Below are 23,738 nucleotides of genomic sequence, written 5' to 3'. Positions count from 1 at the left end.
CTACTTGCTCTCCTATAGCGTTAAAAAGTGTATTACATACCTATGCGGCAAGCGCGGAATAGTTGACCTCTTTTTTACTGTGCTATAATAGAGAATCAGAAAATGGCTGTAAAACCTTATTGAGAAACCCGAAAATAAAGGCCTACGGGAGTGACAAGATGGCGGTACGACATGAAACGGAGCTGTACGCTCCTTTGAAGATTTTTTTTGAAAAGCAGGGTTACAGCATCAAAGGTGAGGTCCGGACCTGCGATTTGGTGGGGATTCGGGAGGACGTTGAGCATCCTCTGATCGTGGAGATGAAAAAATCATTCAATCTCGCCTTGCTGCTGCAAGGGGTAGAACGGTTGAAGCTCAGTCCCATCGTCTATCTCGCAGTGGAACGTGTCCGTGATAAAAAAGGTGCGGTGAACCAGCGCTGGGGCGAGCTTAGCGGGTTATGCCGCCGGCTCGGTCTTGGGTTGATCACCGTTATCTTTTATAAGACCAAAGCACCGCTGGTCGAGGTGCTTGTAGAGCCAGACGAGAAGCCGCCTGCGCAGCGCAGCAACAAGCGGCGGCGCGAGCGCCTGCTCTATGAGTTCCGCGAGCGCAGCGGAGACTACAACACCGGCGGCAGCACGCGCGTCAAGCTCGTGACGGCCTACCGTGAGAAAGCGCTGCGTGTCGCGCTTTCTCTGCAAGCAGCGGAGGCGGACGCCGCCGCCGCTGCAGAGAAGGCAGCTGCGAAGGCTTCGCTCGCAGCTGCCAAACGTTCAGCGGCGGGCACCGCTGAACAGGTTCCGGCGCTGAGCTCAGCGCCGGAGAGCCGTGCTGCCGGGGACGCGGCAGCACGGGAGGCAGCGGCGGCAGGCACGCGAAGCGGTGCCCCTAGCGCTGCCTCAAGCACGCTTCCAGCGGCCGTATTGGCCGCAGGAAGCGCTCCCCGCTCAGCCGGCATCACTCCGGCCGAGCTGCGGAAGCGTAGCGGCGTACCCACCGCCGCCGCTATGCTTCAGAACAACTACTACGGCTGGTTTCACCGGGTAAGCCGTGGGCGTTATACCCTAACCCCAGCCGGTCATGCGGCGCTGGTTGAATATGCCGCGATAACAAGCGGCGTACCCAATAACAGCAATCATCCCAGTAATTAGCTAACCTAACCTGGACAGTACATCAATCGAGCACCTCTTTTAGTCGGGTTCTAATCTTTTACCTCGGTTCTAATCATTTACTCAGACTTTAAACTTATTATTCTGATGCACACATAACATATTAAATAACGCCAAAAAGCATCCCAACTACGGGATGCTTTTTCGTATGTCTAATCTTATTTGAATCTTATCTCTGTACATTCCATGTTCTTATCTTACACATAACACATTAGTATCTGGTGCGTACCACGTTCTTACTATACTCATATCACATTTAGATTACATTTTTAATACACTAGTATCTCATCCGTATCATGTCTTATTTCACACATATCTCATGAGTATCTCATACGTATCACATTCAGACTGCATTCTTAACATACTAGAATCTCGTTCGTACCACGCTCTATCTCATACGTACCACATTCGTATTTCATTCTTACCGCGTGCGTAACTCGCTTTTCCCACGTTCGTAAATCACTCTCATCACATTAGTAACTCATTCATACCACGTTTGCATTTCACTCTTACCACGTTCATATCTCTGCGTACCTCATCCAGCTCTACTTGACTGTACTTAACTAACTTATTTACAATCTTCGAACACGAGCGCTATTTATTAATTACTATTTTCTCTACTCTTGCTTAAACATGCTACTCTTGCTGATTTATTCACATTAGAACCCCTATGCTACATTCAACATCCACTAATACTAAATCATTCAAAGCAAAATAAGCTTTAAAAACACCATTCCGAAAAAGGCACACTAAGTTATTAGGGAAATCCTCCCTAATATTCTTCGATTCACACGCTAAAAACCGCATTTTAGGGAATTACTCCCTGATTTTCGCCAGATTTACCCCTAAAACGGGGTATCCCTTGATTTTTTAGGGAGAAATTCCCTAAACAGTCCATTTTAGAGTTCAAATCGACCAGTTTTAGGGAGGATTTCCCTAATTAATCTCACATCATGCACTTCGTCTTGCCCGACTTGTAATTCTGTCCGTGTTTTAGCTCTAAGAGTGTCTTGTGTTTTCATCATTTCCATCATTTCATCCACAACTTTCATTCCACTACCTAACTCCGGGCTGTGAACTCCTTAACCGCTTCGCTCATCAGGTTCATGCCAAGCAGCAGCTCATCCCGGCCGGGATGGCTAAAGTTAAGGCGAAGGTGATTGCTGACTCCATCTACACTACATAACGGACCTGGCAAAAAAGCCACTCCCTTACCTAGCGCACATTTGAGCAACGCCATAACATCCATTCCCTCTGGTGGTGCGACCCACAGGAACATGCCTCCTGATGGAAGATCATAGGAGCTGCCCTTCCAAGCAGGCCGCTTGAGCAATTCCACCATAAGCTTCAGACGGGTGTTATACTCTCGATTCAGCTGCGCGATATGCTCACGCAGATCAAACGCAGACACATCCAATAAATGATGCAGCAGCCGCTGATTTAATGCGCTCGACTGCCAATCGGCCATCTGCTTAGCCGCAGACATCATTCTGATCAAGACTCGGCTGCCTGCCGCCCAGCCCGTCCGCAGCGCGGGCGCAACGGTCTTGCTGAACGAACCGATATAAAGCACATGTCCGCCATCGCTGATATTTTCCAGTGCATACAAAGACGGATATCTTTTAGCCTTTTGTTCACCCTGCTTCTGGAAGTGCAAATCCCCATAAGAATCATCTTCCACAATCAAGATGTTATATGCGATACATAAATCCAATACTGCGCGGCGTCTCTCCAAACTCCATAAAATGCCGCTTGGATTGGTAAAGCTAGGGGTTGCAAACAGCATTTTCGGCTTATGCAGCTCGATCTGGCTCCGCAAATGCTCCGGATCAAGCCCGTCCAAATCACCCTGTACAGGAATAATAACGGCCCCCTGCATCCGAAGAGTCTGCAAAAATCCTGGAGAGGTCGGATTTTCTACTAATACACGATCTCCTGGATCAATATACACCCGCGACAACAAATCAATGGCTTGCTGGCTACCCGTTGTTAGCAGAACTCCACCCTCAACAACATTTACCCCTTTTTCTTTAAGCCAATCCCCAGCAAGCCACTCCCGAAGGGGTCCGTACCCGGCAGGATCACCATATTGCAGTGCTCCCGCATCTGCTGAAATCACCGTAGATGCTGCTTCAGCAAGCAGTGACAATGGGAATAGTTCTTCCGCTGGTAATTCTTCAGCTAGCGATATCATGGAGCTTCTCCGTGTTTGGGTGCGGATACTAAGAAGCGATGACGACAACAATGTGTGTGCGCGAGCAGAAAATTCGTAAATCATGCGAAATCCCCCTTCCCTGTTACCAAGTAGAAACGGCTTCGTCATCCTCATCCAAGGACGGGATGGTTACCCATTCAACATGATATTCTTACTTCTACTCCAAGAATATTCCACCCCATACGTCATTATGTCGTAAAGCGTGGGTTAGGCGTAGATTTGCCTGTTTTGTCTTGAGAAGAGCGCGAATTTCTCAATCGCTTGTGCCCGGGTCGAAACATCGAGCTTTACATAGATTTTGCGCAAATAATTATCAATGGACCGACGGCTTACCGCAATTTCAAGCGCAATTTTATCGTAGGTAATCCCTTGAACGATTCGCTCCATGATAAACATCTCTGTCTCCGTCAGTTGCAGAACATCATCTAATCCTTTAAATGTCGAAATCGGCCAAGCTCCTTTTTCAATCCATTCCAACGGCATTGAAAGAAAACCCTCCCGTAAACCCAGGATCAGCTGTAAAAGCTGACGGGGAGAAGCTCCCTTCGAGAATATCCCGCTGGCTCCTAGTTCTACGAGGGGCTGAAGCAGTTCTCGCCCGTCTTCGTCTGTCATCACGACAAAATGTGAGTTTGGTGAGCTTTTTTTCATATTTAACAGCACACTCTCAATATTCCCCTCAGGCATATGATAATCTACTAGCACTAGCTCGGGATTTTTTCCCCTTACGATGGTAGCGCCTTCGTCCCAAGTGGAATACATTCCCAGAACCTTAAGCCCCTCTTCCTCTTCCAAAATCAATTTTGTCCCCAGCATACTTGTAGGATGACACCCCACAATGACCACCTGCCAAACCTTCATCATTAATGCCCTGACCCCCTGCTCTATATATAATCATCTAGAAAGGAAAGCGCCGCAGCGTTTCCGGTTAAAACGCAAGCAAGGCTGTATGATGACTTGTCTGTATAATCTCTAGCTGGTTACCTTGTGTACGTCTATCAGAATTCCAATCTATAGAAATTGTATCGCAGTAGTTTAATAGGATGCAATTACTTTTTCTAGTTTTCATACTCTCTTACATTTTTGCGAATCTTGTCAAAGTCTGATAGAATGGGGACTTGAAAAAAAGACCAACCCGAGGTGATAAAATGCAACCGCTAGCGGAAACGTCCCCGGTACGCTCGCGCTCTACTACTGCGAGAAACGGCCCTTCCGTAAAATGGTTTTTACTGTTCTGGATTATGATGATCGGACTCGGCGTATATGCTGTATACAGCTACACGAACCATCTGAAGCAACAAGTGCTAACCGAACTTAGTACTCAGAGCCAGCAGCAGCTTACCGTTTTGAAGACCGACTATGAAGCAAAAATTGCCGTTCTCTCTGAAGAAGTGAAGGAATTGCAGAATACAGTGCAAAGCTTTAACGAACTATTAACCTTCACTAAAGATAATGCTAGTGCCAAGACAGATAACAGCAACAAGCTATATACGCAATTGAGTGAGGTAAGCAAACAGTTAGAAGCTTTGAAGAAAGAAATGGATCTGATCAAATGATGACGCCAGTCAAAAGAGTAAATCGCTTCTTCATGCTTCTAACCGCACCGTTCATAGGCTTGTTTATATGTATGTCGTGGTATCGACCACCGCTACAGCTAGACCTTGATGTAGGACAATTCTCACCAAGCGCTGGGCCAGTGAATGAAACAGCTTCCTTAAAAAAAGAGCTGACTCTGGCAGAGGCCTCCGCAGCTTACACCATTGATGCTGTCAGCGCTAGTGCCAAGCTATATAAAGAGACTACCACTACGATGAATAAGCTGGTCGAAACAGCAAAGACTCAGGCGAACCGGCCTGAACTGATCTATAACCGCAGGATTTCAGCCAAGCTTGGTATACCTTCAGAGATTGTTACCAGCGACCGTATAAGAGTTGAGTTATATCGATTGAATCCAGGAAACTACAAAGCTTATGCGTTGAAAATCAAATTGAAGGACCCGACCGCTATGAAGATGAGCTTGGCGGAGACAGCCTCCGGTGCGGAAACTACTATGCATGCCGTACAGCGTAATGGTGCCATTGCTGGTATTAATGCGGGCGGCTTTGCAGATCAATCCGGAAAACGTTATCCCTTAAGCACAACTGTAGTGGATGGAAAGTATTTATACGGTTTTGAGCCAACGTACAAGGACCTAAGTTTTGTTGGGCTGAACAAATCCGGGCAATTAATCGGCGGGAAATTCTACAGTCGCGCACAATTAGATCAGCTAGATCCGGTATTCGGCGCCACCTTTGTGCCTGTCCTCCTTAAAAACAACATTAAAACACCCATACCCGAAAAGTGGAAAACATCCCCTAATCGGGCACCACGTACCGTGATCGGCAAATATAAAGATGATCAGATCCTGCTTTTTGTAGCAGATGGATATAATGAGTATGGCAGCTCTGGTGCACAGCTGGAGGAGATTCAGAACAAATTATCGAATATGGGCCTCGTAGATGCTTATAATTTAGATGGTGGTGGCTCTTCCTCATTGATCTTTAACGGAAGAGTTATCAATAAACCATCCGATGGAAATCTAAGAGCTGTGCCAACGAATTTCCTGTTTTTTAAATAATATAGTAAATTGTCTATGTAACATATCACATTTGCGTTTATTTTTATTAAATTGCAGGTTATAATCTTGATAACGAATACATTCGCTATTGGAGGTGCCAGTATGTCGTTCTCATTAACCTTTTGGATCGTAATGTTCGTATTTGTGTTATTTACGGTCGGCATCCTTACCTCATCTTACAACGACGACAAAACAAAAGGCCTATAAAGCCGATATGTCCCTGCACCCACTTGGTGCGGGGGCATTTTTCGTATACATAAAAAAACTGCCCCCAAGTAGAAGAGTTCTACGAAGAGGACAGTTTTTTTATAAGCTCTTGGCTGTCAAAATTCAAAATATGTACTTCTTAGGCATGTCTTGGCAATTGAGTCATTTCCGAAAGGCATGCAGAACAAATATAACGATCTTTATATTCGCTTACACCATCCATTGATCCACAGAAAACACATTTTGGACGGTAACGCTCCAAGATGATATGGTCACCCTGTACCAAAATTTCAACCGGGTCGCCTTCATTCATCTGATACCTTTTACGCAGGGACTTAGGCAGAACAATTCTACCCAACTGATCCACTTTGCGAACTACACCAGCAGGTTTCATAACTAACGTACACCTCTCCTGTTCAAGAAAAATTATTTAGTAGCTACTACTTATTTCGGCTCTTTCAATATATTTCGTTACCTAATTGTCGAATCCTGCTGAAAAAAATAAAAAATTTGTCTTTTTTTAAATAAGATTAGGAAAATCCAATTGTCGAAGCGCCTCGTACACAATAATAGCTGCCGAATTGGATAAATTCAGAGATCTCACAGCATCACTCATTGGCATGCGCATTTTTGTTTCTTTACCTGCTTCTAGAATCTCTGCAGAAAGCCCCTTCGTTTCCTTGCCAAAAACAAAAAAATCGCCATCTTGGAACTCAAAGTCACTGTATCTTTTCTCTGCTTTCGTCGTTGCGTAAAAGAAACGCCCCTCGTTATATTTCTCCAAAACCTCAGCAAAGGAGTCGTGATATTCAATAGTAACAGCATGCCAATAGTCTAATCCTGCTCTTTTTAATGTAGCATCGTCTGTACGGAATCCGAGTGGACGAACCAAGTGAAGATGAGTGCCTGTAGCGGCGCAAGTACGCGCAATGTTGCCAGTATTGGCCGGAATTTCCGGCTCGACTAATACGATATGGAGTGCCATTATATGGTTCCTTCCTCTCTAAAGGCTTAATAGCCAGATGTTTTACTCTAGTGCCTAACCATAGCTTCTCCAAACAAACTGAAAACCTTCCACCAAGAAGGCGGAAGGTTATAGATAGAATTCATTAACCTTGAGTTTGCCGGAAATGGTTCATGAAATCGGACAGTGCTTTTACACTTTCGTAAGGAACTGCGTTGTAGATGGAAGCACGCAAGCCCCCAACACTGCGGTGACCCTTTAAGCCGACAAAACCTTCCAGTTCAGCAGCTTTGACAAACTGCTTTTCGAGTTCTTCTGATTGCATCCGGAAAGTAACGTTCATAATAGAGCGGCTGCCTTGTTCTGCAACGCCACGGTAGAAACCGTCACTTCCATCGATGTGATCATATAACAGACCCGATTTTTCAAGGTTCTTAGAATGGATGCCAGCTAAGCCGCCTTGCTCCTCAATCCATTTTAATACTTCGTTCACCATATATACAGAGAAAGATGGAGGTGTATTGTAAAGAGAGTTATTCTTATAATGAGTGCTGTAACGCATGATCGTAGGAATGTTAGAAGGTGATTCTGCAAGCAATTCTTCTTTCGCGATAACTACAGTCACGCCTGAAGGTCCAAGGTTCTTTTGTGCTCCGGCATAGATCATTCCGAATTGGTTCACATCGATTGGACGGCAAAGTATATCACTAGACATATCCGCGATTAACGGAATCGAGCCTGCATCCGGAAATTCTGCATATTGCGTTCCTTCAATGGTCTCGTTGGAAGTAACATGAAGGTAAGCAGCATTCTCCGCAGCTTTGATCGAACTTAATTCAGGTATAGCCAAGAATTTCTTATCTTCGGAAGAAGCGGCAACATGAGCGCCTCCTACCAATTTGGCTTCTTTATAAGCTTTATCCGCCCAGCTACCTGTCATTACATAGCTACCTACTTGGCCTTCGGAAATCAAGTTCATAGGGATCATTGCAAACTGTGTGCTTGCTCCGCCTTGTACGAACAATACCTTATAGCCCTTCGGATTGCCGAGGAGCGAAAGCAGACGTTCCTGCGCTTCATTATGCACGGATTCGTAAATTGCACCACGGTGCGACATCTCCATGATAGACATTCCACTTTCCCGGAAATCAACAAACTCCGCTTGTGCGCGTTCCAGTACCGTAAGCGGCAATGCTGCCGGTCCGGCATTAAAATTGTATGCTCTCTTATTCAAAACTGCTCCCCACCCTTTCTCTCCTATCAATATGGATATGGTTATGATAGCAATATTCTCCCGCACCAGCAAGTATAATTATTCACATAAAAGGTTAAAACGGTACTCATTTCGCAGTGAAAAACCGGTAAGATCGGCGCCAGCTCTTGCTTTGACGCGGTAAAAGACTAATGTTCACAAATACTTCAGGAGAGACTACATGACCTTCTCCCCACAGGGCCATACGTTCTATTGGAAAGTCCCCACTCTCTCGCACGCCTGTTCCACTAGGCTTATGAACCAACTCCCAGGTGAACTCAGTTTCCTGACCCTCCCAACCGCTCAACTTGCAATAAAAGGGTTTATCCGGTTCCTTTGACCAAGTAAGAGTATTCCCAGATACCTCTAGCAATTCTTTCGTATAGGAGGATTCTGGTTCTACTACCTTGAGTTCCCTCGGGAGACGCAGTTCGAAATCCTGTCCAATATTCAACCCATCGATTCCGATGAAGTTGTGAATATATTCCTCCGTACGGAAAGGCTTTTGCCCTTTGTTGTGCAATTCATATGCAATTATTAATTGATCCCCCTGTAAAGAAATCGTTTTAGTTAGCTGCACAGCATATCCGTTGCTTTCCATTGGGTGGATCGTATATGTGACAGCATCATTCCCTGCTTCGACATCCTTACTAAAAGAGGTTAAGGGGAACTCCTCATTGAAACTGTATAATGGGGAATTTCCTTTTTGTAACAATCCGACTCCGATTTTTGGAAACCAGCCTCCGATTGGCGCTTCATCATATCCAATTGCCCGGGAAATGCCAAACTCATTACAAAGCCCCTTGCCTCCAGTTCCTTCGCCTGGCTTCAAGCTTTCCGGCACACAAAACGTATGTTTCCCCTCTTCTAATGTCACCTGTGTAATAAATCCTGTCCAGTCAAAACGAGTGCCCTTATACTCTCCGATATCAGCGATATCGACAGTTAATATGCCATTTGACAGTCTGCAACCCATACCTAACGCGCCCTTTCGTTCATTGTTACAATGAATAAATATTCATTATTGAAAAAAACGTCTGCAGCCGCTATGAATAACGGTGCAGACGTCTTAAAATATCGTATAAAGCTACGCCAATGTCACTTCAATCAAGTGGCATTTCTCTGTCTGCAGAGAGAGCAACTCTTCACGCGGAATAATCGCACTTCCTAAGCCGCGCTGCAGCGTCACCTCGCTGCCATTCAGGGTAACAGAGTGTATTTGGTACTCCCCGTAGTTTAAGCTTCCTGTGGCTTTATAGACCACTTCAAACTCGCGATCCGCGAAGATTGTCTTAATAGAGGCCTTTCCCTCGGAATCAAACTGCTCTTTAACAAGCTTCGGTTCCAACAAAAGATCACCTAGCTTACCTTTTACACCAAATACTTCAGTAACCATAGTTAACAGCAGCCAGCTCGCTGATCCTGTTAAATACGTATACATCCCTCTGCCTTGCTCGTTAATATACTCAGGAATTCCTGGGTATATGCGGGCTTTTGCAAAGTCAGTACTTAAGCTATACAGAGATTCTAGTACTTTATGTCCTTCTTTCACATATCCGCGTTTATACAACGCATTGCCATACATGATGGTCATGTGACTGAACATAGCACCGTTCTCTTTATGTCCAAAGGCAAAGCCAAAGGCACGACCCAGATTCTGCTGGATCCCGCCGAAACGGGAATTAAGTCTGTACCCAATTTTGTCATCCAGTAGATTACGATCCACGGCGGCAATGATATGCGGAATTTGCTCTGGTGCAGCTGCATGGCCCATCAGCGGGAATACTTGACCCGTAAGCGTCATTCGAACGCCTTCTGCGAATTCCCCTTCCACTTGTTCTCCATCATTATTATAATAACCGTTAAACCAGCCTCCACCGTGTTCACTTTCCACCCACTCATTGCGGCGCAAGTGATTAAAGATCCACTCTGCTTTTTGTTCCAGATCGTCCGCTACTGTCTCTATGTCGAGTCCTACACGAATACCGCTGACTTTGTTCGGAGCGGCAGCATAATATTGATTAAGTCTTTCATGCTTGCCTGATACAGATTCATAATCCACTTGCTCACCAAGCGAATCTAGCAATAGTTTCATTTCTTCTGCCAATTCAACTGTCTCTTGCCCTTTAGAAGTCTTTAGCGTACGTAGCACACGAGAAATATCCAATAAGTTACTTGCGTAGAATGCTGTGAAAGCTACACTCTCACCCCGGTCTGCGCCCATATCAAGACCATCATTCCAGTCTGCGCCCTCCAGCAGGATATTATTGTGCTCTCCAACATTAAAGAACGGAACCAGATTTTGCAGCAGGATATGCTCCAGAATCGTACCTTTATAAACCTCACCAGAAGTAGTTCTGAGATCACTTCCCAGCGAGGTATCCCATGAATTATCGCGTTCCTTACAGCGACTCATAAAGGTATCGCGGAAATACGTCTGTTCCTGCAATAAGAAATCAAGATCACCACTCTGATCCAGATATAACATAGTCGTTAAGAACGGCCAAGCTCCATGATCCATCCACACCCGCGGGATGTTGTTACGGTCGGCAATAAATTCACCAGGCTGTTGACCGATAATAGTGGCATTACTACCATCTATTCTTACTCCGGCGTAGTTGTTCAGCAGTAAGCTGCGTACTTCAGCCGGTTCCATAATAAGGAGTGCTAGACAATCCTGCCAAAGATCCCGCCAGCCACGTCCGCCTCTTCCATAATCATGATAAGGCAAGAAGGAGTTACCATAAAGTCTTCTCAGCACGGGTTGAATCGTAACCCATTTCATCCATTGGTCAGCATCTGAATCACCGGTATGAAATTCTACCATATTCACTTTATCTGCCCAGAAGGCTTTAGTTTCCTCAAGCAAATGATCAAAAGCTTCAGATGTACCATATTTGTTCATCAAGGCATCCACGTCAATTCTCTCATTATGGATCGCCATAACTACTATATAAGAATGGCTGTCACCAGGAGACAGATTAAGCGCCTCGTAACGAAGACCCCCGATAGCCTCATATCCCTCTCTTTGTACACCTCCACCCTTGCCAATCTCCGGCGTGTTGTTCAGGATAACAGCTTCTGGCCAATCCAGACTTCCACCTTCTCCAATGAACTCCTCCTGCACTGGAAAGAAACCAGCAGGTTGATTGCCGTCACCCTCTGCACCAAATACTCCATAAGAAGTGTGATTGATGCGGTGTCCCCGCTCATCAAAGGAGAGCGCAGGCTGAACCTCAACACCATAAGGTGAAGTATAGATCCGGTTAAGCAAAGAGGTTACATGTCTATGATCGCGCAGATCATCTGCCGAACGCGCGTAGATCGGAACTACCGCTGTCGGTGTCAGCGTAATAACCTCTGCTATTGTATTCGTCAACGTAACCTTCATTAGTTCGACCTTATCATTACCGCTTGGCACAAAGCTGGTGATTTCAGCTTTAACACCCATCTCTGCGTTACAACGCGTTACGCGTTGCCACAGGAAACCAGCCTCTAGTACTGCTTCATCAGTAGACGATGTATAGAAATCGGCATTTTGCTTAGCGGAGTTCCCCACTGCCGACCAAGCTCCCTTGCCTTCTACGTATACCCAGAAGTTACGGGAAGCCCGCGAATTATGCAAATCTTCAACAGATAATGGCGGTGTCAAAAATGTATTATGACCTGTGGTAACCTGACCATGAAGTTTTGGAGTTACCGTCGACATCATTCCCCCTTCATTCACTAGAGGGAAATATAGAAAACTGCTGCGATCCGGTTGCTGAAGCCTGAATTCCCCATCATTTCCGGTGAATTCGAAGCCATGAATTTTATTACGATCCATTCTCTCCATCCTCTCATTTACACAACTACTTAAGCTTTAACCGCACCTGCCAATGCACCGTCAACGATATACTTTTGAATGAAGGTGTATAGGATGATAAGCGGTGCAGATACGATCATGATCCCGCACGCCAACATAGGCCAGTTGTTCCCGTATTGACCGCGGAATTCTTTAAGCCCGAAGGTGATTGGATAGTTTTCTGGACTCGGTAAATACATGACCGGCCCCACGAAGTCATTCCAGATACTAATTGCTGTTAGAATAACACCTGTAGCAATTACTGGTTTCATAAGTGGCATGATGATCTGGAACAAATAACGCATATATCCAGCGCCATCCATACCTGCTGCTTCATCCATCTCCCGGCTAATTCCTTTGATGTAACCTACAAACATCATGAACACGATACCCGTTCCGCCTGTTTTAAGGAGAATGTAACCCAGCTTCGTGTCATAACCTACAAATCCTAGCTCCTGTTTCATGGTAAGCATCAGCTTGAACTGTGCGACCATTGGATTCGGCAGGAACTGAGACATCAAGAAGAACAAATAAATAAATCCGCTCCACTTCACATAATTTCTCGCCACCGGGAAGGCCCCGAATAACGAAACAATTAGGGTCAGCACTGTTGCCACAGCTGTATACAGCAGACTGTTTAAGAAATAATTAGAGAAATTACCCTGTAGCCAAGCTTCTTTATAATTATCCCATTGAATACTTTTTACGAGACCGATAGGATCTAACAGATATTCTGTAAAGGACTTGAATGAAATATTGATTACAAATAACAACGGCATGATATATAAAACAAGCAACACTGCAATCAGAATATAAGAGAGAGTTTTGGCGGTTTTGGAATCCTTCATTAATATTCCACCTCTCTCTTACGCATTTGTTTCACTGCAAATACTACAAACACCAGAATCATAAGGAATTGAACCACGGAAAGCGCGGAAGGAAGTCCCATCTGTAGAGAACCACGGAACGTCTCTTTATAAACGTCATATGCCATCGTTCTTGTGTTAAAGCGACCGTCCGTAGTTGCGAGAATAATATCAAAGGTGGACATCGCACCGATAATAGACAAAATAATGTTAATCGTAAAGGATGGAGCGATAAGTGGGAATGTGATATTTTTAAAAGATTGCCACTTCGTAGTTCCGTCTATATATCCAGCCTCATACAAATCTTTCGGTACGGATTGTAGTCCCGCAAGGAAAATCAACATCGAATAACCCATATACATCCAAATTTGCGTAAATATAATATAACCGAACGCATGAGTGAAGCTTCCAAAGAACATATCTTTATAACCGAACAAAGAATCATACAGTTGGTTAACCGGACCACTCAGCGGATCGAACATCATGCCCCATACCAGTGCAACTACCGCTACACCAAGCACAACCGGTAAAAAGAATACCGCGCGATAGAAATAATCGCCTTTCAGCTTCTGATTGATAACTACGGCCATAAGCAGACCGACACCGTTCTGTACAATGGTTACAATGACCATGAAATAAATAGTACGTATAATGGAATCCCAACGCTCGCCTGAATTTCCTGAGTAAAATACATCATAATAATTGTCAAGGCCTACAAAACTCATCTTGCTTCCAGGAACGTTAGTGATATCTGTAAATGAATAGATAACCGTCATCATAGATGGGCCAAAATAGAAAATTACATACAATGATAATGGAATCATTAGCAGCAGAAGCGGTATATATCGTTTAATACCTTTCCCGAACGGATACATTTCTCTCACCTACCCAATCCTAATTCAATAAAATGATCGGGGCCTGCACAAAACAGACCCCGAAGTTGTAAAACATGTTTGGTGTACAGTATGTTGTAGATTCTTTTTATTTATCGGGATAGCTACTTATTTAGGTGCTGCTGCTTCCCATTCTTTTTGTTGTACATCTGCAAGCTCTTTAGCGGTTTTAAACTCGCCGCCTGGTGCCAAATATTCAGTGTGAACGCCTTCAGCTGCAATGTGCTCACCAACGTTATCACGGTTAATCATCATAATTTCATAAGCAAGTTCGAAATCTCCAGTCATGTATGGAGCAAGTTCTTTGTCAATAAAGTCACTTTCAGTGGCAATATTGTCTTGTGTAGGCAAGAATCCAGCTGCTTTAACATATTCTGTGTAGTTTTCTGGTTCAGAGAAGAATTCCAGCCATTTCAAAGCGCCTTCTTTGTTCGGGCCTTTTTCTGCTGCATACCAAGTTACATCGTATTTACCGACAAGAGAATTATTCTTAGCAGCATCTTCTGTAGCTGGGATTGGGAAGTAACCAAATTTCACATCTGGATTTGCTGCCGCGATCGTAGGAGCATCCCAAGTTCCGTCAGCAATCATAGCTGCTTTTCCTGTTGCGAAAAACGAAGGTGCTGTTGCATAGTCGATACCCAAGAAACCGTCGATGATGTAGTTATCTTGAAGCGTCTTCATTTTCTCCAATACTTCTACAGCCTCAGCATCGTTAAACGCCGAAGTTCCCTTCCAAACCCCTTCAATCCATTGTTGTTGGTTGCCGCCACCCAGAATCTTGGCTTGCAAACCGAACACTGGCAATTTCAATGGCCATACATCCTTACCAGCCACTACGATTGGAACAATACTCTTTGCTTTCAATGTATCTAGAACACTAATGAACTCTGTCCAAGTTGTAGGTACAGTCAGCCCGTTTTGTTCAAAAATTTCTTTATTATAGAAGAATCCTGACATCGCTACTTTACCGGTTGGGATTGCATACACTTTATCTTTATAAGTGCCGGCTTTAGCAATATCATTCGCATTGTAGTTTTTAACGAAAGCTTCGCCGCTCAGATCAGCAATCAGCCCGGAATCAATCCATTGTTGCCAGTCTGGCACTTTCGCACCTGGTGTCCAATCTTTCGGAGACAATCTCATACCGGATAGATCGGCAAGTACATCTACGTCACCAGCTGTAATTCTTGCTCTTTGTGCTTGTTTGAATTCATCATCCGGACCAGTGGTTGTGTACTCCACTTTGTATTCCGGATATTTTTCTTCAAACTTTTTATTAATTTCTGTAATGACCTTGTTAATATTCTCTTGTTTCCAGTGTAAGATCTTAATCACTTTCTTATCACCAGATGCAGGCTTGTTTGTTCCGCTGCCCGGAGTAGCCTCACCATTCGCGTTGTTATTGCCGCTTCCACATGCTGCTAATGAGAGCACTAGCGCTGAGCTCAACAATACCGCAGAAAGCTTCTTTACCATTTTGTTACCCCCCAGATAATTTGTTATGACCCTTTAACGAAACCACATGCTAATTTCTGAAAATCACGAAACAGTAAGGATGATATCACAGAAAGCGGTTTCGGTGTTTTCATTATTACATCGTTATTTGTCTTTGTAAAGTCTTTTTTCATTGTTCGTTTTTGAACGTTTTTTGAACCAATCATTCAAAAAAACCTTTAATATCAAGCATAATCCTAGTTTAAGAGTAAACATTCCATTGACTATAATCTTATTGAACTATAAAATAAGTAACGAAACTATTTCGTAAATCATAAATTCAAGTCATAAATAAATAGCCTTGAGTAGATTTTAAACATATATTACGGAACATTTTTCACTATAAGGGGGACTTAATTTGGCCTACAGCATCAAAGATATAGCGAAAATTGCTGGAGTTTCTGTTTCGACAGTATCCAAAATCATTAATAACTACAGTGATATTTCGGAAGATACCAAGACAAGGGTTCAACAAATTATAAAAGAAACTGGATATACCCCCTCCAATTCAGCTAAAACATTGGCTACGAAATCGTCCAATCTAATCGGAGTGATTTTTGCCGGAATGCTGAATGTCGACTTTACCCACCCTTTTTTCATCGAGGTGCTAAATTCATTTAAAAAACAAATGGGACTACTAGGTTACGACCTTATCTTTTTTTCCAATGAAAAATTCCAAAGTGGCGATACTAACGATTATCTTGCCCGTTGTCAGCATTTTAATGTAGATGGGTGTGTGCTTCTATCCGGACAGGAGCTAGAAACCTCTATCAGCGAATTAGACAACAGTGCAATTCCATGTATCGGCGTAGATTTAAAACTAACGGGTGACAACTCTGGCTTTATCATGTCGGATAATTTCAAAATGTCCTCCAAAGTGGTAGAACACTTTTATTTACTGGGCTATCGTGAGCTTGGCTACATCGGCAGCTCCTCAGATTCAGACATCTCCAATATGCGCGAAAGTGGTTATCGCAAAGCTCTTGAAGATTTGGGGCTGCCTATTAACGAGAGTTGGTTCTTAAACGGAAGTAACTTCTTTGAGGCTAGTGGGTATGAGACGATGCGTAGAATGATTGAGAATGGAAATTTACCTAGAGCGATCTTCGCAGCGTCCGATCAGCTTGCTATAGGGGCGATGCGTGCCCTTAAAGAGGCTTCTATCGCTGTTCCTGAAACTGTTGCAATTATTGGCTGTGATGATATTGAGGCCTGCAATTATACAACACCCCTATTGACTACCATCCGCCAAAATAAAGATAAGATCGGTCGCCTAGCAGCACTAATGCTGTATGATCTAATAAACAACCAATCAGGTACGAGTTCTTTCAGCGTAGAACCAGAGCTTATCATTAGAGAGTCCTGCGGCGCTCCTGAACGGGGGCTAGTGTAGCCTTTCTCGGAGAATACACGAATAGCAAAAAGGGGCTGCCCAAGCAGCCATTTTATGGCTTGGTGACAGCCTCTTTTATGTTCTTAACACTACTTGATGCCCAAATGGATTCGAGGGCGTACCTAGTGCACTCCAAATGATGCAATAAGTGAAGTACTTATAAAATAATTGGGGAATTTCTCCCTAAAAATCAGAGATTTCTGTTCATCGGACTTATAATTAGGGAAAACTTCCCTGAATTTTGGCCTATTCAGTAACTAATAAAGAAATCACCCTGATTATTAGGGAGGAATTCCCTGATTTCGTTCATTTAGAGCAAATATCGGCTATTTTTAGGGAGTTTTTCCCTAATTAGTTTAAATCCACTTTGTACATCACATAAACACAGAACGCATATCGCTCACCGTACATAGTCCAGCGTCACAGATACCACAAATCATATACTGCAAGCCGAACGGAAATCACACCTAACAGTCACCTACCGCCCACCCCAATAACATAGAACACTACTCATGGCTTAGAACACTATGCGTGGCACACATTCATAAGGTACAATAAAATCCATTACTTTCCCAATTCAAAAAAAGAAGCTGCCTCCAAGTAGAATCACTACTTTTGAGACAGCTTCTTTTATTATAAAGATTATAATAGCAGGAATCTTATAGATCGAAGTACAGGGCATATTCATGTGGATGAACACGAATCGCTACCTCTTGTGCTTCAGAACGTTTCAGAGCAATATAGTTATCGATGAAGTCCTTAGTAAATACGTCGCCTTCTGTTAGGAACTCGTAATCAGCTTCCAAAGAATCAAGCGCTTCGCTCAGGCTGCCTGGAACGCTGCGGATTTTTTCTTTATCTGCATCAGACAATTCATAGATGTTCTTATCAAGAGGACCATAACCCAGTTCTTGCGGGTTGATCTTGTTCTTGATTCCGTCCAGACCTGCCATCAGCATTGCGGAGAATGCCAAGTAAGGGTTAGCCGTGGAATCCGGTGTACGGAATTCGATACGACAGCCTTTTGGTGTCACAGCTGCTACTGGGATACGAACTGCTGCAGAACGATTTCCTTTGGAGTAAACCAAGTTAACCGGTGCTTCGTAGCCAGGAACCAGACGCTTAAAGGAGTTGGTGCTTGGGTTAGTCAAAGCGATCAATGCTGGTGCATGGTACAAAATACCACCGATATAATGAAGAGCCATTTCGCTCAGGTTAGCATAAGCGCCTTTTTCATAGAACAAAGGAGTATCTCCGTCAAAGATCGATTGATGCACGTGCATTCCGCTACCGTTATCACCAAACAGCGGTTTTGGCATGAAGGTTGCTACCTTGCCATACTGACGTGCAGTGTTTTGTACAATATATTTATAAGTCATGAGATTATCAGCAGTTTTCTTCAAGGTATCAAAACGGAAGTTAATTTCCGCTTGACCTGCAGTGGCTACTTCATGGTGATGACGTTCAATGCGTAGTCCAACTTCAGCAAGCAGACGGCACATCTCACTACGGATATCCTGTTGGGAGTCAACTGGTGCTACAGGAACATATCCACCTTTAACGCCAACTTTAAATGCCAAGTTGCCGCCCTCTTCTTTACGACCCGTATTCCAAGCCGCTTCTTCAGAATCTACGAAGAATGAGGATCTGTTCATGCCACTTTCGTAACGAACATCGTCAAAGATAAAGAATTCTGATTCAGGTGCGAAGAATGCAGATGTACCTACTCCGCTTTTTTGCAGGAATTCTTCTGCTTTCACAGCAATACCGCGAGGATCGCGCTCATAACGTTCGCCATCAGGAGTGAAAATGTCGCACATCACGTTCAGCGTTGGATGAGCTGTAAACGGATCTATGAACACACTATTCGGATCAGGCATCATAACCATGTCTGATTCTTCAATACCACGGAAACCTTTGATGGAAGAACCGTCGAATGCTACCCCATTTACAAAAGTTTCATCTTCCACTTCAGAAGCTGGCAGAGAGATGTGGTGGGCACGACCACCTAAATCTACGAATCGAAAATCTACCCACTCGATATTGTTCTCTTTAATTGTTTGCAACATTTTTTCAACCGACATGAATTTTTCCTCCCCCAAGTTCCGAACATTAGGCCGCTCACAGTATGCAAATGTTCTTGTTTTAATTTTTTTTGCTGTCGTAATTATAAATCTCATACCTAACATCGTCAATGCTTATGTCAGGTATTTCTTTCAGCAATGTAAGATATTCTAACGCTTTCGTGAAATCTGTTATTTTCGCATATTTTGATGTCACATTTATTTTATTCAACTCCAAAAAAACCCTCTTTTCCCACTAGGTCGCGGGTTAAGAGGGCTTCCGAGGAAGCTCTTAGATTGAATTTTATAGCGCCGAAACCGTTTCTGGCGAAGTAGAAAACTTACGTCCAACAATTGGAGCCAGCTTTTCCAGATCTTTAAGCAAGTTATCAAACTGATCAGGGAATAACGATTGAACACCATCACCTGTCATGGAATTGTCCGGATCTGTGTGCATTTCGATAATTAGCCCGTTTGCACCAGCAGCAACAGAAGCTTTGGCCATAGGCTCAACTAACTCACGACGACCGGTTCCGTGACTTGGGTCAGAGATTACTGGAAGATGGCTTAAGCTTTGTAGAACTGGAATAGCCGATAGATCCAGTGTGTTACGAGTGTAGGTCTCAAATGTGCGTATACCGCGCTCACAGAGCATTACATCCTTATTACCGCCTGCCAAAATGTACTCCGCTGCATTGAGCAACTCATCATAGGTCGCACTGAAGCCACGTTTTAGAAGAACAGGTCTGCCACAGGTACCCAGCTTGCGCAGCAAATCAAAGTTCTGCATATTCCGTGTACCCACCTGCAGAATATCCGCATGCTCCGCACAGATATCAACATACTCCGGTGTCATAACCTCTGTAATCGTCAACAGGCCATGACGCTTTCCTGCTTCAGCCATCATAGTCAAACCTTCCACACCTACGCCTTGGAAGCTGTACGGTCCTGTGCGGGGCTTAAACGCGCCTCCACGAAGTACCTGAGCACCAGACGCTTTAACAAGCCGGGCGATCTCATCAATCTGCTCTGGAGACTCAACGGCGCAAGGTCCGCCCATGATCACCAGGTTTTCTCCACCAATCTTCACACCCTTGATATCAATAATCGTATCCTCAGGATGGAAATCCCGGCTGGCCAGCTTGTAGGATTTGGAGATCTTCACGACGTTCTCTACACCCTTCATTTGCCGCAAATGCTCGGCGAGCTTAGGAGTGACGCCTCCCACTAAACCTATCACCGTGTGATCTGCTCCTCTGGAGAGATGCACCTGCAAACCTTCTTTTTCGATTACGGCAATTATATCTTTAACCTGCTCTTCCGGTGTTTGATTTGATGTAATGACGATCATATTTATAACTCCCTCTCTACACTTAAAATTTATAATAATTCCGCTAGATACTATCGCGCTACGACGCGTGTTCGCTTTTAAGCTTTTATGCTTTTAATCACTAAAGCAATTCTACCTCAAAAAGCGATTATAGTCAATCTATATTCTAGATTCCTATGCTGGAAGCGTTCTTTCGATAAAAAAGAGCACTTAACCTCGACTGACGAAGTTAAGCGCTCTTGTTGCAGCGTTCATAATATATAAGTTCGAGCCTAGCCCATTACATTAAGTAGTACTTGCACTCTTATTCTTAACCGGTGGCAGCAGCTTCGCCATATTCACTGTACGTTTGATCTCCCACGTCTCCGGATTAGCCGAATCATACTGATCTAAGTAGTTAATCACTTCTTTGGTGATAGGTGTAGGTGTGGACGCGCCAGAAGTGACCCCGACGATATTTACACCCTCTAGCCATTCTGTTTGGAGTTCAGACACATCAGAAATACGATGGGCAGGAACCCCAGCGATTTCTTCCGACACCTGTGCCAGACGATTAGAGTTGTTGCTTCGCGGATCACCGACAACAATCACCAGATCACATTGCCCTGCTTGTTCCGCTACAGCCTCTTGACGTACCTGGGTAGCCATACATATCTCATTATGCACTTCAGCACCTGGGAAGGTCTCCAGAAGCTTTTTCATGATATGTTTAATATCCCACTGGCTCATAGTAGTCTGATTCGTAATGACGATACGTGAAGAAGGGATGGATAACGTAGCAATCTCATCTTCTTTTTCAATCAGATGCACATGCTCAGGGGCAATACCCACAGCACCCTCTGGTTCCGGATGGCCTTTTTTGCCGATATAAATGACCTCATAACCATCATCTACTTTTTCCTGAATAAGATCGTGGGTCTTCGTGACATCAGGACAGGTGGCGTCGACCGTAGTCAGACCCTTGTCCCTTGCCATCTTGCGCACCTCAGGAGAAACCCCGTGTGCAGTGAATATAACAGTCCCACTATCCACTTTATCCAGAATATCCAGACGATTATGTCCGTCCAAAGTAATAATGCCATCATCTTCGAACGAATTCGTGACATGACTGTTATGAACAATCATACCCAGTATATAAATCGGCCGGGGAAGATCGAGATTTTGCGCAGCCTGCCGTGCCATAACCATTGCATCGACAACTCCGTAACAATATCCCCGGGGAGAGATTTTAATGACTTCCATGAGTTCACCAGCTTTCTGCTTTCATTGACCTCTGTAATAGGACACTTCTAAATTATACCCTATTCCAGCGGCGGAGCAAAGAGAAGCGGCAACCAGATGACAAAAGTAGTACCCTCACCTTGGCGTGTAACAACCTCCACAGACCCACCATGCTCGTCAATAATCCACTTAGCAATGGATAGACCAAGCCCAATCCCTTCCGTAATTCCACGCGATTCATCCGCACGATAGAAACGATCGAAGATATATGGAACCTCATCTTTATCCATACCAATACCTGTATCAGTGATCCGAATACCAACCTGATTCTGATAGAAAAGGGTATCCAAACTCACGATGCCAGAAGGCGTGTACTTAAAGGCATTATCAATAAAAATAAAGAGCATTTGCTGTAGATAATCTTTATTCCCAACTATATATTTGCCGTTTAAGACTGACATATCACCTGTAACCCACTCGGCTTGACGCGGCAGGAAAGAGGCGCGGCGCGCAATCTCATTCATCATCGGTTCCAGTGCCACGGGCTCTATATCAAAAGTACGTCCAGTATCCGCACGCGCGAGCGAGAGCATATCCGCTACCAAGCGGCTCATACGCTTAGACTCGTCTGCGATATCCTGCACCGATTCAAGCGATAGCTGGCGAATCTCAGCTTCACTCATCTTCCCTTCTCCGGGTTCCATCTCCCAAACCTTTTGCAGCAGATCAATATTTCCGCGAATCGTAGTGAGCGGTGTCCGAAGCTCGTGTGAAGCATCTGAAACGAAACGGCGCTGAGCCGCATACGAATCCTCCAGCTCTGTGTAGAATCCTTCCATACGCCCAAGCATACTGTTAACGGTCTCAATAAGCCTTCCTATCTCGTCTGGCGGCCCATCATATTCAATACGCGAGCTTAAATCATTCCCCGTCTGAATCCCATTCGCAGCTTCAATTACTTTGCCGATTGGACTCATGGATTTAAGCGCAAGGAACAAGCCGAAGGTAAATGCCGCGATCAGGGTAGCAAAAGAACCTACGAGCAGGATAGTTTTTAAACGCTCCAAGAGCTTATTTTGTTCACCTACATAGGTAGCCACTTGTAACACAGCAGCAGGATTATTTTTATAATTTTCCAATAGAATTGGCCGTTCATAAATCAGAAATTGATTGCCTTCAATTACAACATTACGAAATCCCTGTACAATTTTATCCCGCTCGGGATAATCAAATGCAAGATTACCATTTCTCATGTTTGTCGTTCGCTGCATAACCTTAGTATCATAAACATAGATCTGTGTATACGTATTAGAATTCTCAGGAGTTCTGACCCCATCCATCATTAGTTCACCGCTGTATAAATTGATACTGAAAAATGGAATGGTCTGCTCAGCTTGCACCTGGAGGCGATTCTTCAAGTCCCCATAAGTATTAAAATAAACAAAACCGTAAATTGCGGCTGATAAGGCCAGCAGCATAACGGCCAAAATCCCTGAATACCAAGCAGTCAGCCGCAATCTTATAGACATGTTAGTTGTCACCTCTTAGAATGTAACCGGCACCCCGGATCGTTTGAATGAGGCGTTTACCGCCATGCTCCTCCGTCTTTTGACGTAGCATGGCTATGTATACCTCAAGCACATTAGATTCACCGCTATAATCATAACCCCATATTTTATCCATGATCAGATCCCGTGAAAGCACACGTTTCGGATTTTGCATAAAAAGATGAAGCAGCTCAAACTCCTTCGCTGTTAGCTCCAGTCTTTTACCGGCACGGGTAACCTCACGTGAATCCACATCCAGCGTAATATCTTCATAAGAGACCGCTTGCTCCCCACCTTCACTTTGCTCACTCTTACGCCGAAGCAGCGCACGTACACGTGCAAGCAGTTCTTCCAAGGCAAAAGGTTTAACCAGATAATCGTCCGCGCCCAGATCAAGCCCTTTCACACGGTGCTCAATTTCATCCTTCGCGGTAAGCATGAGAACAGGAACATTACTGCCCCCTTCCCGCAAGCGGCGACATACTTCAAAGCCATCCACCTGAGGCATCATTACATCCAAAATTACCACATCCGGATCACTGCTCAAGATTGCCCGTAATCCATCCGCTCCATTCACCGCTGTTTTCACATCGTAACCTTCAAAAGCTAAACCTCTACGCAGCATAGAAATAATCTTTTCGTCATCATCAATAATTAGAATATTCGGTCGCATCAAGC

At 44.3% G+C, this 23,738-nt stretch carries 20 protein-coding genes; 4 read left to right on the top strand and 16 right to left on the bottom strand.

Annotation, left to right across the window (positions count from 1 at the left end; all coding sequences use genetic code 11):
• The first annotated feature begins 158 nt into the window (after window positions 1-158).
• Window positions 159-1,133 (top strand): DUF2161 family putative PD-(D/E)XK-type phosphodiesterase, encoded by a 975-nt coding sequence (locus tag MKZ16_RS08745; RefSeq protein ID WP_051491337.1) that lies wholly within the window; start codon window positions 159-161, stop codon window positions 1,131-1,133.
• Between the two features lie 917 nt (window positions 1,134-2,050).
• Here the strand turns inward: MKZ16_RS08745 and MKZ16_RS08740 are convergent.
• The 3 genes from MKZ16_RS08740 to MKZ16_RS08730 all read right to left on the bottom strand — a co-directional run bounded on the left by MKZ16_RS08740 (window position 2,051) and on the right by MKZ16_RS08730 (window position 4,230).
• Window positions 2,051-2,203 carry a hypothetical protein gene (locus tag MKZ16_RS08740; RefSeq protein WP_155986577.1) on the bottom strand — a complete coding sequence of 51 codons (153 nt, stop codon included), beginning with the start codon at window positions 2,201-2,203 and terminating at the stop codon, window positions 2,051-2,053.
• Window positions 2,204-2,211: 8 nt separating this feature from the next.
• Window positions 2,212-3,429, bottom strand: a complete 1,218-nt coding sequence (locus MKZ16_RS08735; RefSeq protein WP_076103987.1) for a PLP-dependent aminotransferase family protein — start codon at window positions 3,427-3,429, stop codon at window positions 2,212-2,214.
• Window positions 3,430-3,573: 144 nt separating this feature from the next.
• Window positions 3,574-4,230, bottom strand: a complete 657-nt coding sequence (locus MKZ16_RS08730) for a response regulator transcription factor (RefSeq protein WP_076103988.1) — start codon at window positions 4,228-4,230, stop codon at window positions 3,574-3,576.
• A gap of 284 nt (window positions 4,231-4,514) precedes the next feature.
• On the opposite strand from MKZ16_RS08730, the gene MKZ16_RS08725 reads away from it, so the two are divergent.
• Both MKZ16_RS08725 and MKZ16_RS08720 read left to right on the top strand, forming a co-directional pair.
• A complete protein-coding gene (locus MKZ16_RS08725) occupies window positions 4,515-4,922 on the top strand; it encodes a hypothetical protein (protein WP_036684435.1) in 408 nt (135 codons plus the stop codon).
• A complete protein-coding gene (locus MKZ16_RS08720; RefSeq protein ID WP_094903451.1) occupies window positions 4,919-5,983 on the top strand; it encodes a phosphodiester glycosidase family protein in 1,065 nt (354 codons plus the stop codon). Before MKZ16_RS08725 ends, MKZ16_RS08720 begins: the two co-directional genes overlap by 4 nt.
• Before the next feature lie 346 nt (window positions 5,984-6,329).
• Here MKZ16_RS08720 and MKZ16_RS08715 read toward each other — a convergent pair whose 3' ends face one another.
• From MKZ16_RS08715 to MKZ16_RS08680, 8 genes are all read right to left on the bottom strand, one after another.
• Window positions 6,330-6,584: an AbrB/MazE/SpoVT family DNA-binding domain-containing protein gene (locus MKZ16_RS08715; protein WP_036684437.1), complete on the bottom strand. Its 255-nt coding sequence runs from the start codon at window positions 6,582-6,584 to the stop codon at window positions 6,330-6,332.
• A gap of 126 nt (window positions 6,585-6,710) precedes the next feature.
• The gene (trmL, locus tag MKZ16_RS08710) at window positions 6,711-7,175 is read right to left on the bottom strand and encodes a tRNA (uridine(34)/cytosine(34)/5-carboxymethylaminomethyluridine(34)-2'-O)-methyltransferase TrmL (protein WP_036684439.1); all 465 of its coding nucleotides are present in this window, start codon (window positions 7,173-7,175) and stop codon (window positions 6,711-6,713) included.
• 124 nt (window positions 7,176-7,299) lie between these two features.
• Window positions 7,300-8,388, bottom strand: a complete 1,089-nt coding sequence (gene serC / locus MKZ16_RS08705; RefSeq protein ID WP_036684441.1) for a 3-phosphoserine/phosphohydroxythreonine transaminase — start codon at window positions 8,386-8,388, stop codon at window positions 7,300-7,302.
• A 106-nt stretch (window positions 8,389-8,494) separates the two neighbouring features.
• Complete coding sequence (locus tag MKZ16_RS08700) at window positions 8,495-9,382, bottom strand: hypothetical protein (RefSeq protein ID WP_076101592.1); 888 nt, start codon at window positions 9,380-9,382, stop codon at window positions 8,495-8,497.
• Window positions 9,383-9,493: 111 nt separating this feature from the next.
• Entirely contained in the window at window positions 9,494-12,232 is a 2,739-nt protein-coding gene (locus MKZ16_RS08695) for a cellobiose phosphorylase (RefSeq protein ID WP_076103989.1), read from the bottom strand.
• A gap of 29 nt (window positions 12,233-12,261) precedes the next feature.
• A complete protein-coding gene (locus MKZ16_RS08690; RefSeq protein WP_036684447.1) occupies window positions 12,262-13,098 on the bottom strand; it encodes a carbohydrate ABC transporter permease in 837 nt (278 codons plus the stop codon).
• The gene (locus tag MKZ16_RS08685; RefSeq protein ID WP_036684449.1) at window positions 13,098-13,991 is read right to left on the bottom strand and encodes a sugar ABC transporter permease; all 894 of its coding nucleotides are present in this window, start codon (window positions 13,989-13,991) and stop codon (window positions 13,098-13,100) included. The genes MKZ16_RS08690 and MKZ16_RS08685 overlap by 1 nt, the downstream gene beginning before the upstream one ends.
• Window positions 13,992-14,117: 126 nt before the next feature.
• A complete protein-coding gene (locus tag MKZ16_RS08680) occupies window positions 14,118-15,488 on the bottom strand; it encodes an extracellular solute-binding protein (RefSeq protein ID WP_036684451.1) in 1,371 nt (456 codons plus the stop codon).
• A gap of 376 nt (window positions 15,489-15,864) precedes the next feature.
• Between MKZ16_RS08680 and MKZ16_RS08675 the strand changes: the two genes are divergently transcribed.
• Window positions 15,865-16,899 carry a LacI family DNA-binding transcriptional regulator gene (locus MKZ16_RS08675; protein ID WP_036684452.1) on the top strand — a complete coding sequence of 345 codons (1,035 nt, stop codon included), beginning with the start codon at window positions 15,865-15,867 and terminating at the stop codon, window positions 16,897-16,899.
• A gap of 659 nt (window positions 16,900-17,558) precedes the next feature.
• Here MKZ16_RS08675 and glnA read toward each other — a convergent pair.
• From glnA to MKZ16_RS08650, 5 genes are all read right to left on the bottom strand, one after another.
• Window positions 17,559-18,983, bottom strand: a complete 1,425-nt coding sequence (gene glnA, locus MKZ16_RS08670; protein WP_339815567.1) for a type I glutamate--ammonia ligase — start codon at window positions 18,981-18,983, stop codon at window positions 17,559-17,561.
• Window positions 18,984-19,266: 283 nt separating this feature from the next.
• The gene (aroF, locus tag MKZ16_RS08665) at window positions 19,267-20,313 is read right to left on the bottom strand and encodes a 3-deoxy-7-phosphoheptulonate synthase (protein ID WP_036684456.1); all 1,047 of its coding nucleotides are present in this window, start codon (window positions 20,311-20,313) and stop codon (window positions 19,267-19,269) included.
• A 264-nt stretch (window positions 20,314-20,577) separates the two neighbouring features.
• Complete coding sequence (locus MKZ16_RS08660) at window positions 20,578-21,534, bottom strand: 4-hydroxy-3-methylbut-2-enyl diphosphate reductase (RefSeq protein ID WP_036684457.1); 957 nt, start codon at window positions 21,532-21,534, stop codon at window positions 20,578-20,580.
• Between the two features lie 59 nt (window positions 21,535-21,593).
• Window positions 21,594-23,042, bottom strand: a complete 1,449-nt coding sequence (locus MKZ16_RS08655; RefSeq protein ID WP_076103990.1) for a HAMP domain-containing sensor histidine kinase — start codon at window positions 23,040-23,042, stop codon at window positions 21,594-21,596.
• A 1-nt stretch (window position 23,043) separates the two neighbouring features.
• A complete protein-coding gene (locus MKZ16_RS08650) occupies window positions 23,044-23,733 on the bottom strand; it encodes a response regulator transcription factor (RefSeq protein WP_036684461.1) in 690 nt (229 codons plus the stop codon).
• Window positions 23,734-23,738 lie beyond the last annotated feature (5 nt).

This window comes from Paenibacillus sp. FSL R5-0928, assembly GCF_037970385.1.
Taxonomy (GTDB): Bacteria; Bacillota; Bacilli; order Paenibacillales; family Paenibacillaceae; genus Paenibacillus_AQ; species Paenibacillus_AQ odorifer.
Note: the sequence above shows the minus strand (reverse complement) of the source record. Positions and strands in the feature narration are given on the sequence as shown.

Coding starts and splice junctions, on each gene's coding strand:
- MKZ16_RS08655 (WP_076103990.1), bottom strand. CDS start 23,042: ATGTCTATAAGATTGCGGCTGACTGCTTGGTATTCAGGGATTTTGGCC.
- MKZ16_RS08660 (WP_036684457.1), bottom strand. CDS start 21,534: ATGGAAGTCATTAAAATCTCTCCCCGGGGATATTGTTACGGAGTTGTC.
- MKZ16_RS08725 (WP_036684435.1), top strand. CDS start 4,515: ATGCAACCGCTAGCGGAAACGTCCCCGGTACGCTCGCGCTCTACTACT.
- MKZ16_RS08740 (WP_155986577.1), bottom strand. CDS start 2,203: ATGAAAGTTGTGGATGAAATGATGGAAATGATGAAAACACAAGACACT.
- MKZ16_RS08745 (WP_051491337.1), top strand. CDS start 159: ATGGCGGTACGACATGAAACGGAGCTGTACGCTCCTTTGAAGATTTTT.
- trmL (WP_036684439.1), bottom strand. CDS start 7,175: ATGGCACTCCATATCGTATTAGTCGAGCCGGAAATTCCGGCCAATACT.
- aroF (WP_036684456.1), bottom strand. CDS start 20,313: ATGATCGTCATTACATCAAATCAAACACCGGAAGAGCAGGTTAAAGAT.
- MKZ16_RS08650 (WP_036684461.1), bottom strand. CDS start 23,733: ATGCGACCGAATATTCTAATTATTGATGATGACGAAAAGATTATTTCT.
- MKZ16_RS08685 (WP_036684449.1), bottom strand. CDS start 13,991: ATGTATCCGTTCGGGAAAGGTATTAAACGATATATACCGCTTCTGCTG.
- glnA (WP_339815567.1), bottom strand. CDS start 18,983: ATGTCGGTTGAAAAAATGTTGCAAACAATTAAAGAGAACAATATCGAG.
- MKZ16_RS08680 (WP_036684451.1), bottom strand. CDS start 15,488: ATGGTAAAGAAGCTTTCTGCGGTATTGTTGAGCTCAGCGCTAGTGCTC.
- MKZ16_RS08700 (WP_076101592.1), bottom strand. CDS start 9,382: ATGGGTTGCAGACTGTCAAATGGCATATTAACTGTCGATATCGCTGAT.
- MKZ16_RS08730 (WP_076103988.1), bottom strand. CDS start 4,230: ATGATGAAGGTTTGGCAGGTGGTCATTGTGGGGTGTCATCCTACAAGT.
- MKZ16_RS08695 (WP_076103989.1), bottom strand. CDS start 12,232: ATGGATCGTAATAAAATTCATGGCTTCGAATTCACCGGAAATGATGGG.
- MKZ16_RS08720 (WP_094903451.1), top strand. CDS start 4,919: ATGATGACGCCAGTCAAAAGAGTAAATCGCTTCTTCATGCTTCTAACC.
- MKZ16_RS08715 (WP_036684437.1), bottom strand. CDS start 6,584: ATGAAACCTGCTGGTGTAGTTCGCAAAGTGGATCAGTTGGGTAGAATT.
- MKZ16_RS08735 (WP_076103987.1), bottom strand. CDS start 3,429: ATGATTTACGAATTTTCTGCTCGCGCACACACATTGTTGTCGTCATCG.
- MKZ16_RS08690 (WP_036684447.1), bottom strand. CDS start 13,098: ATGAAGGATTCCAAAACCGCCAAAACTCTCTCTTATATTCTGATTGCA.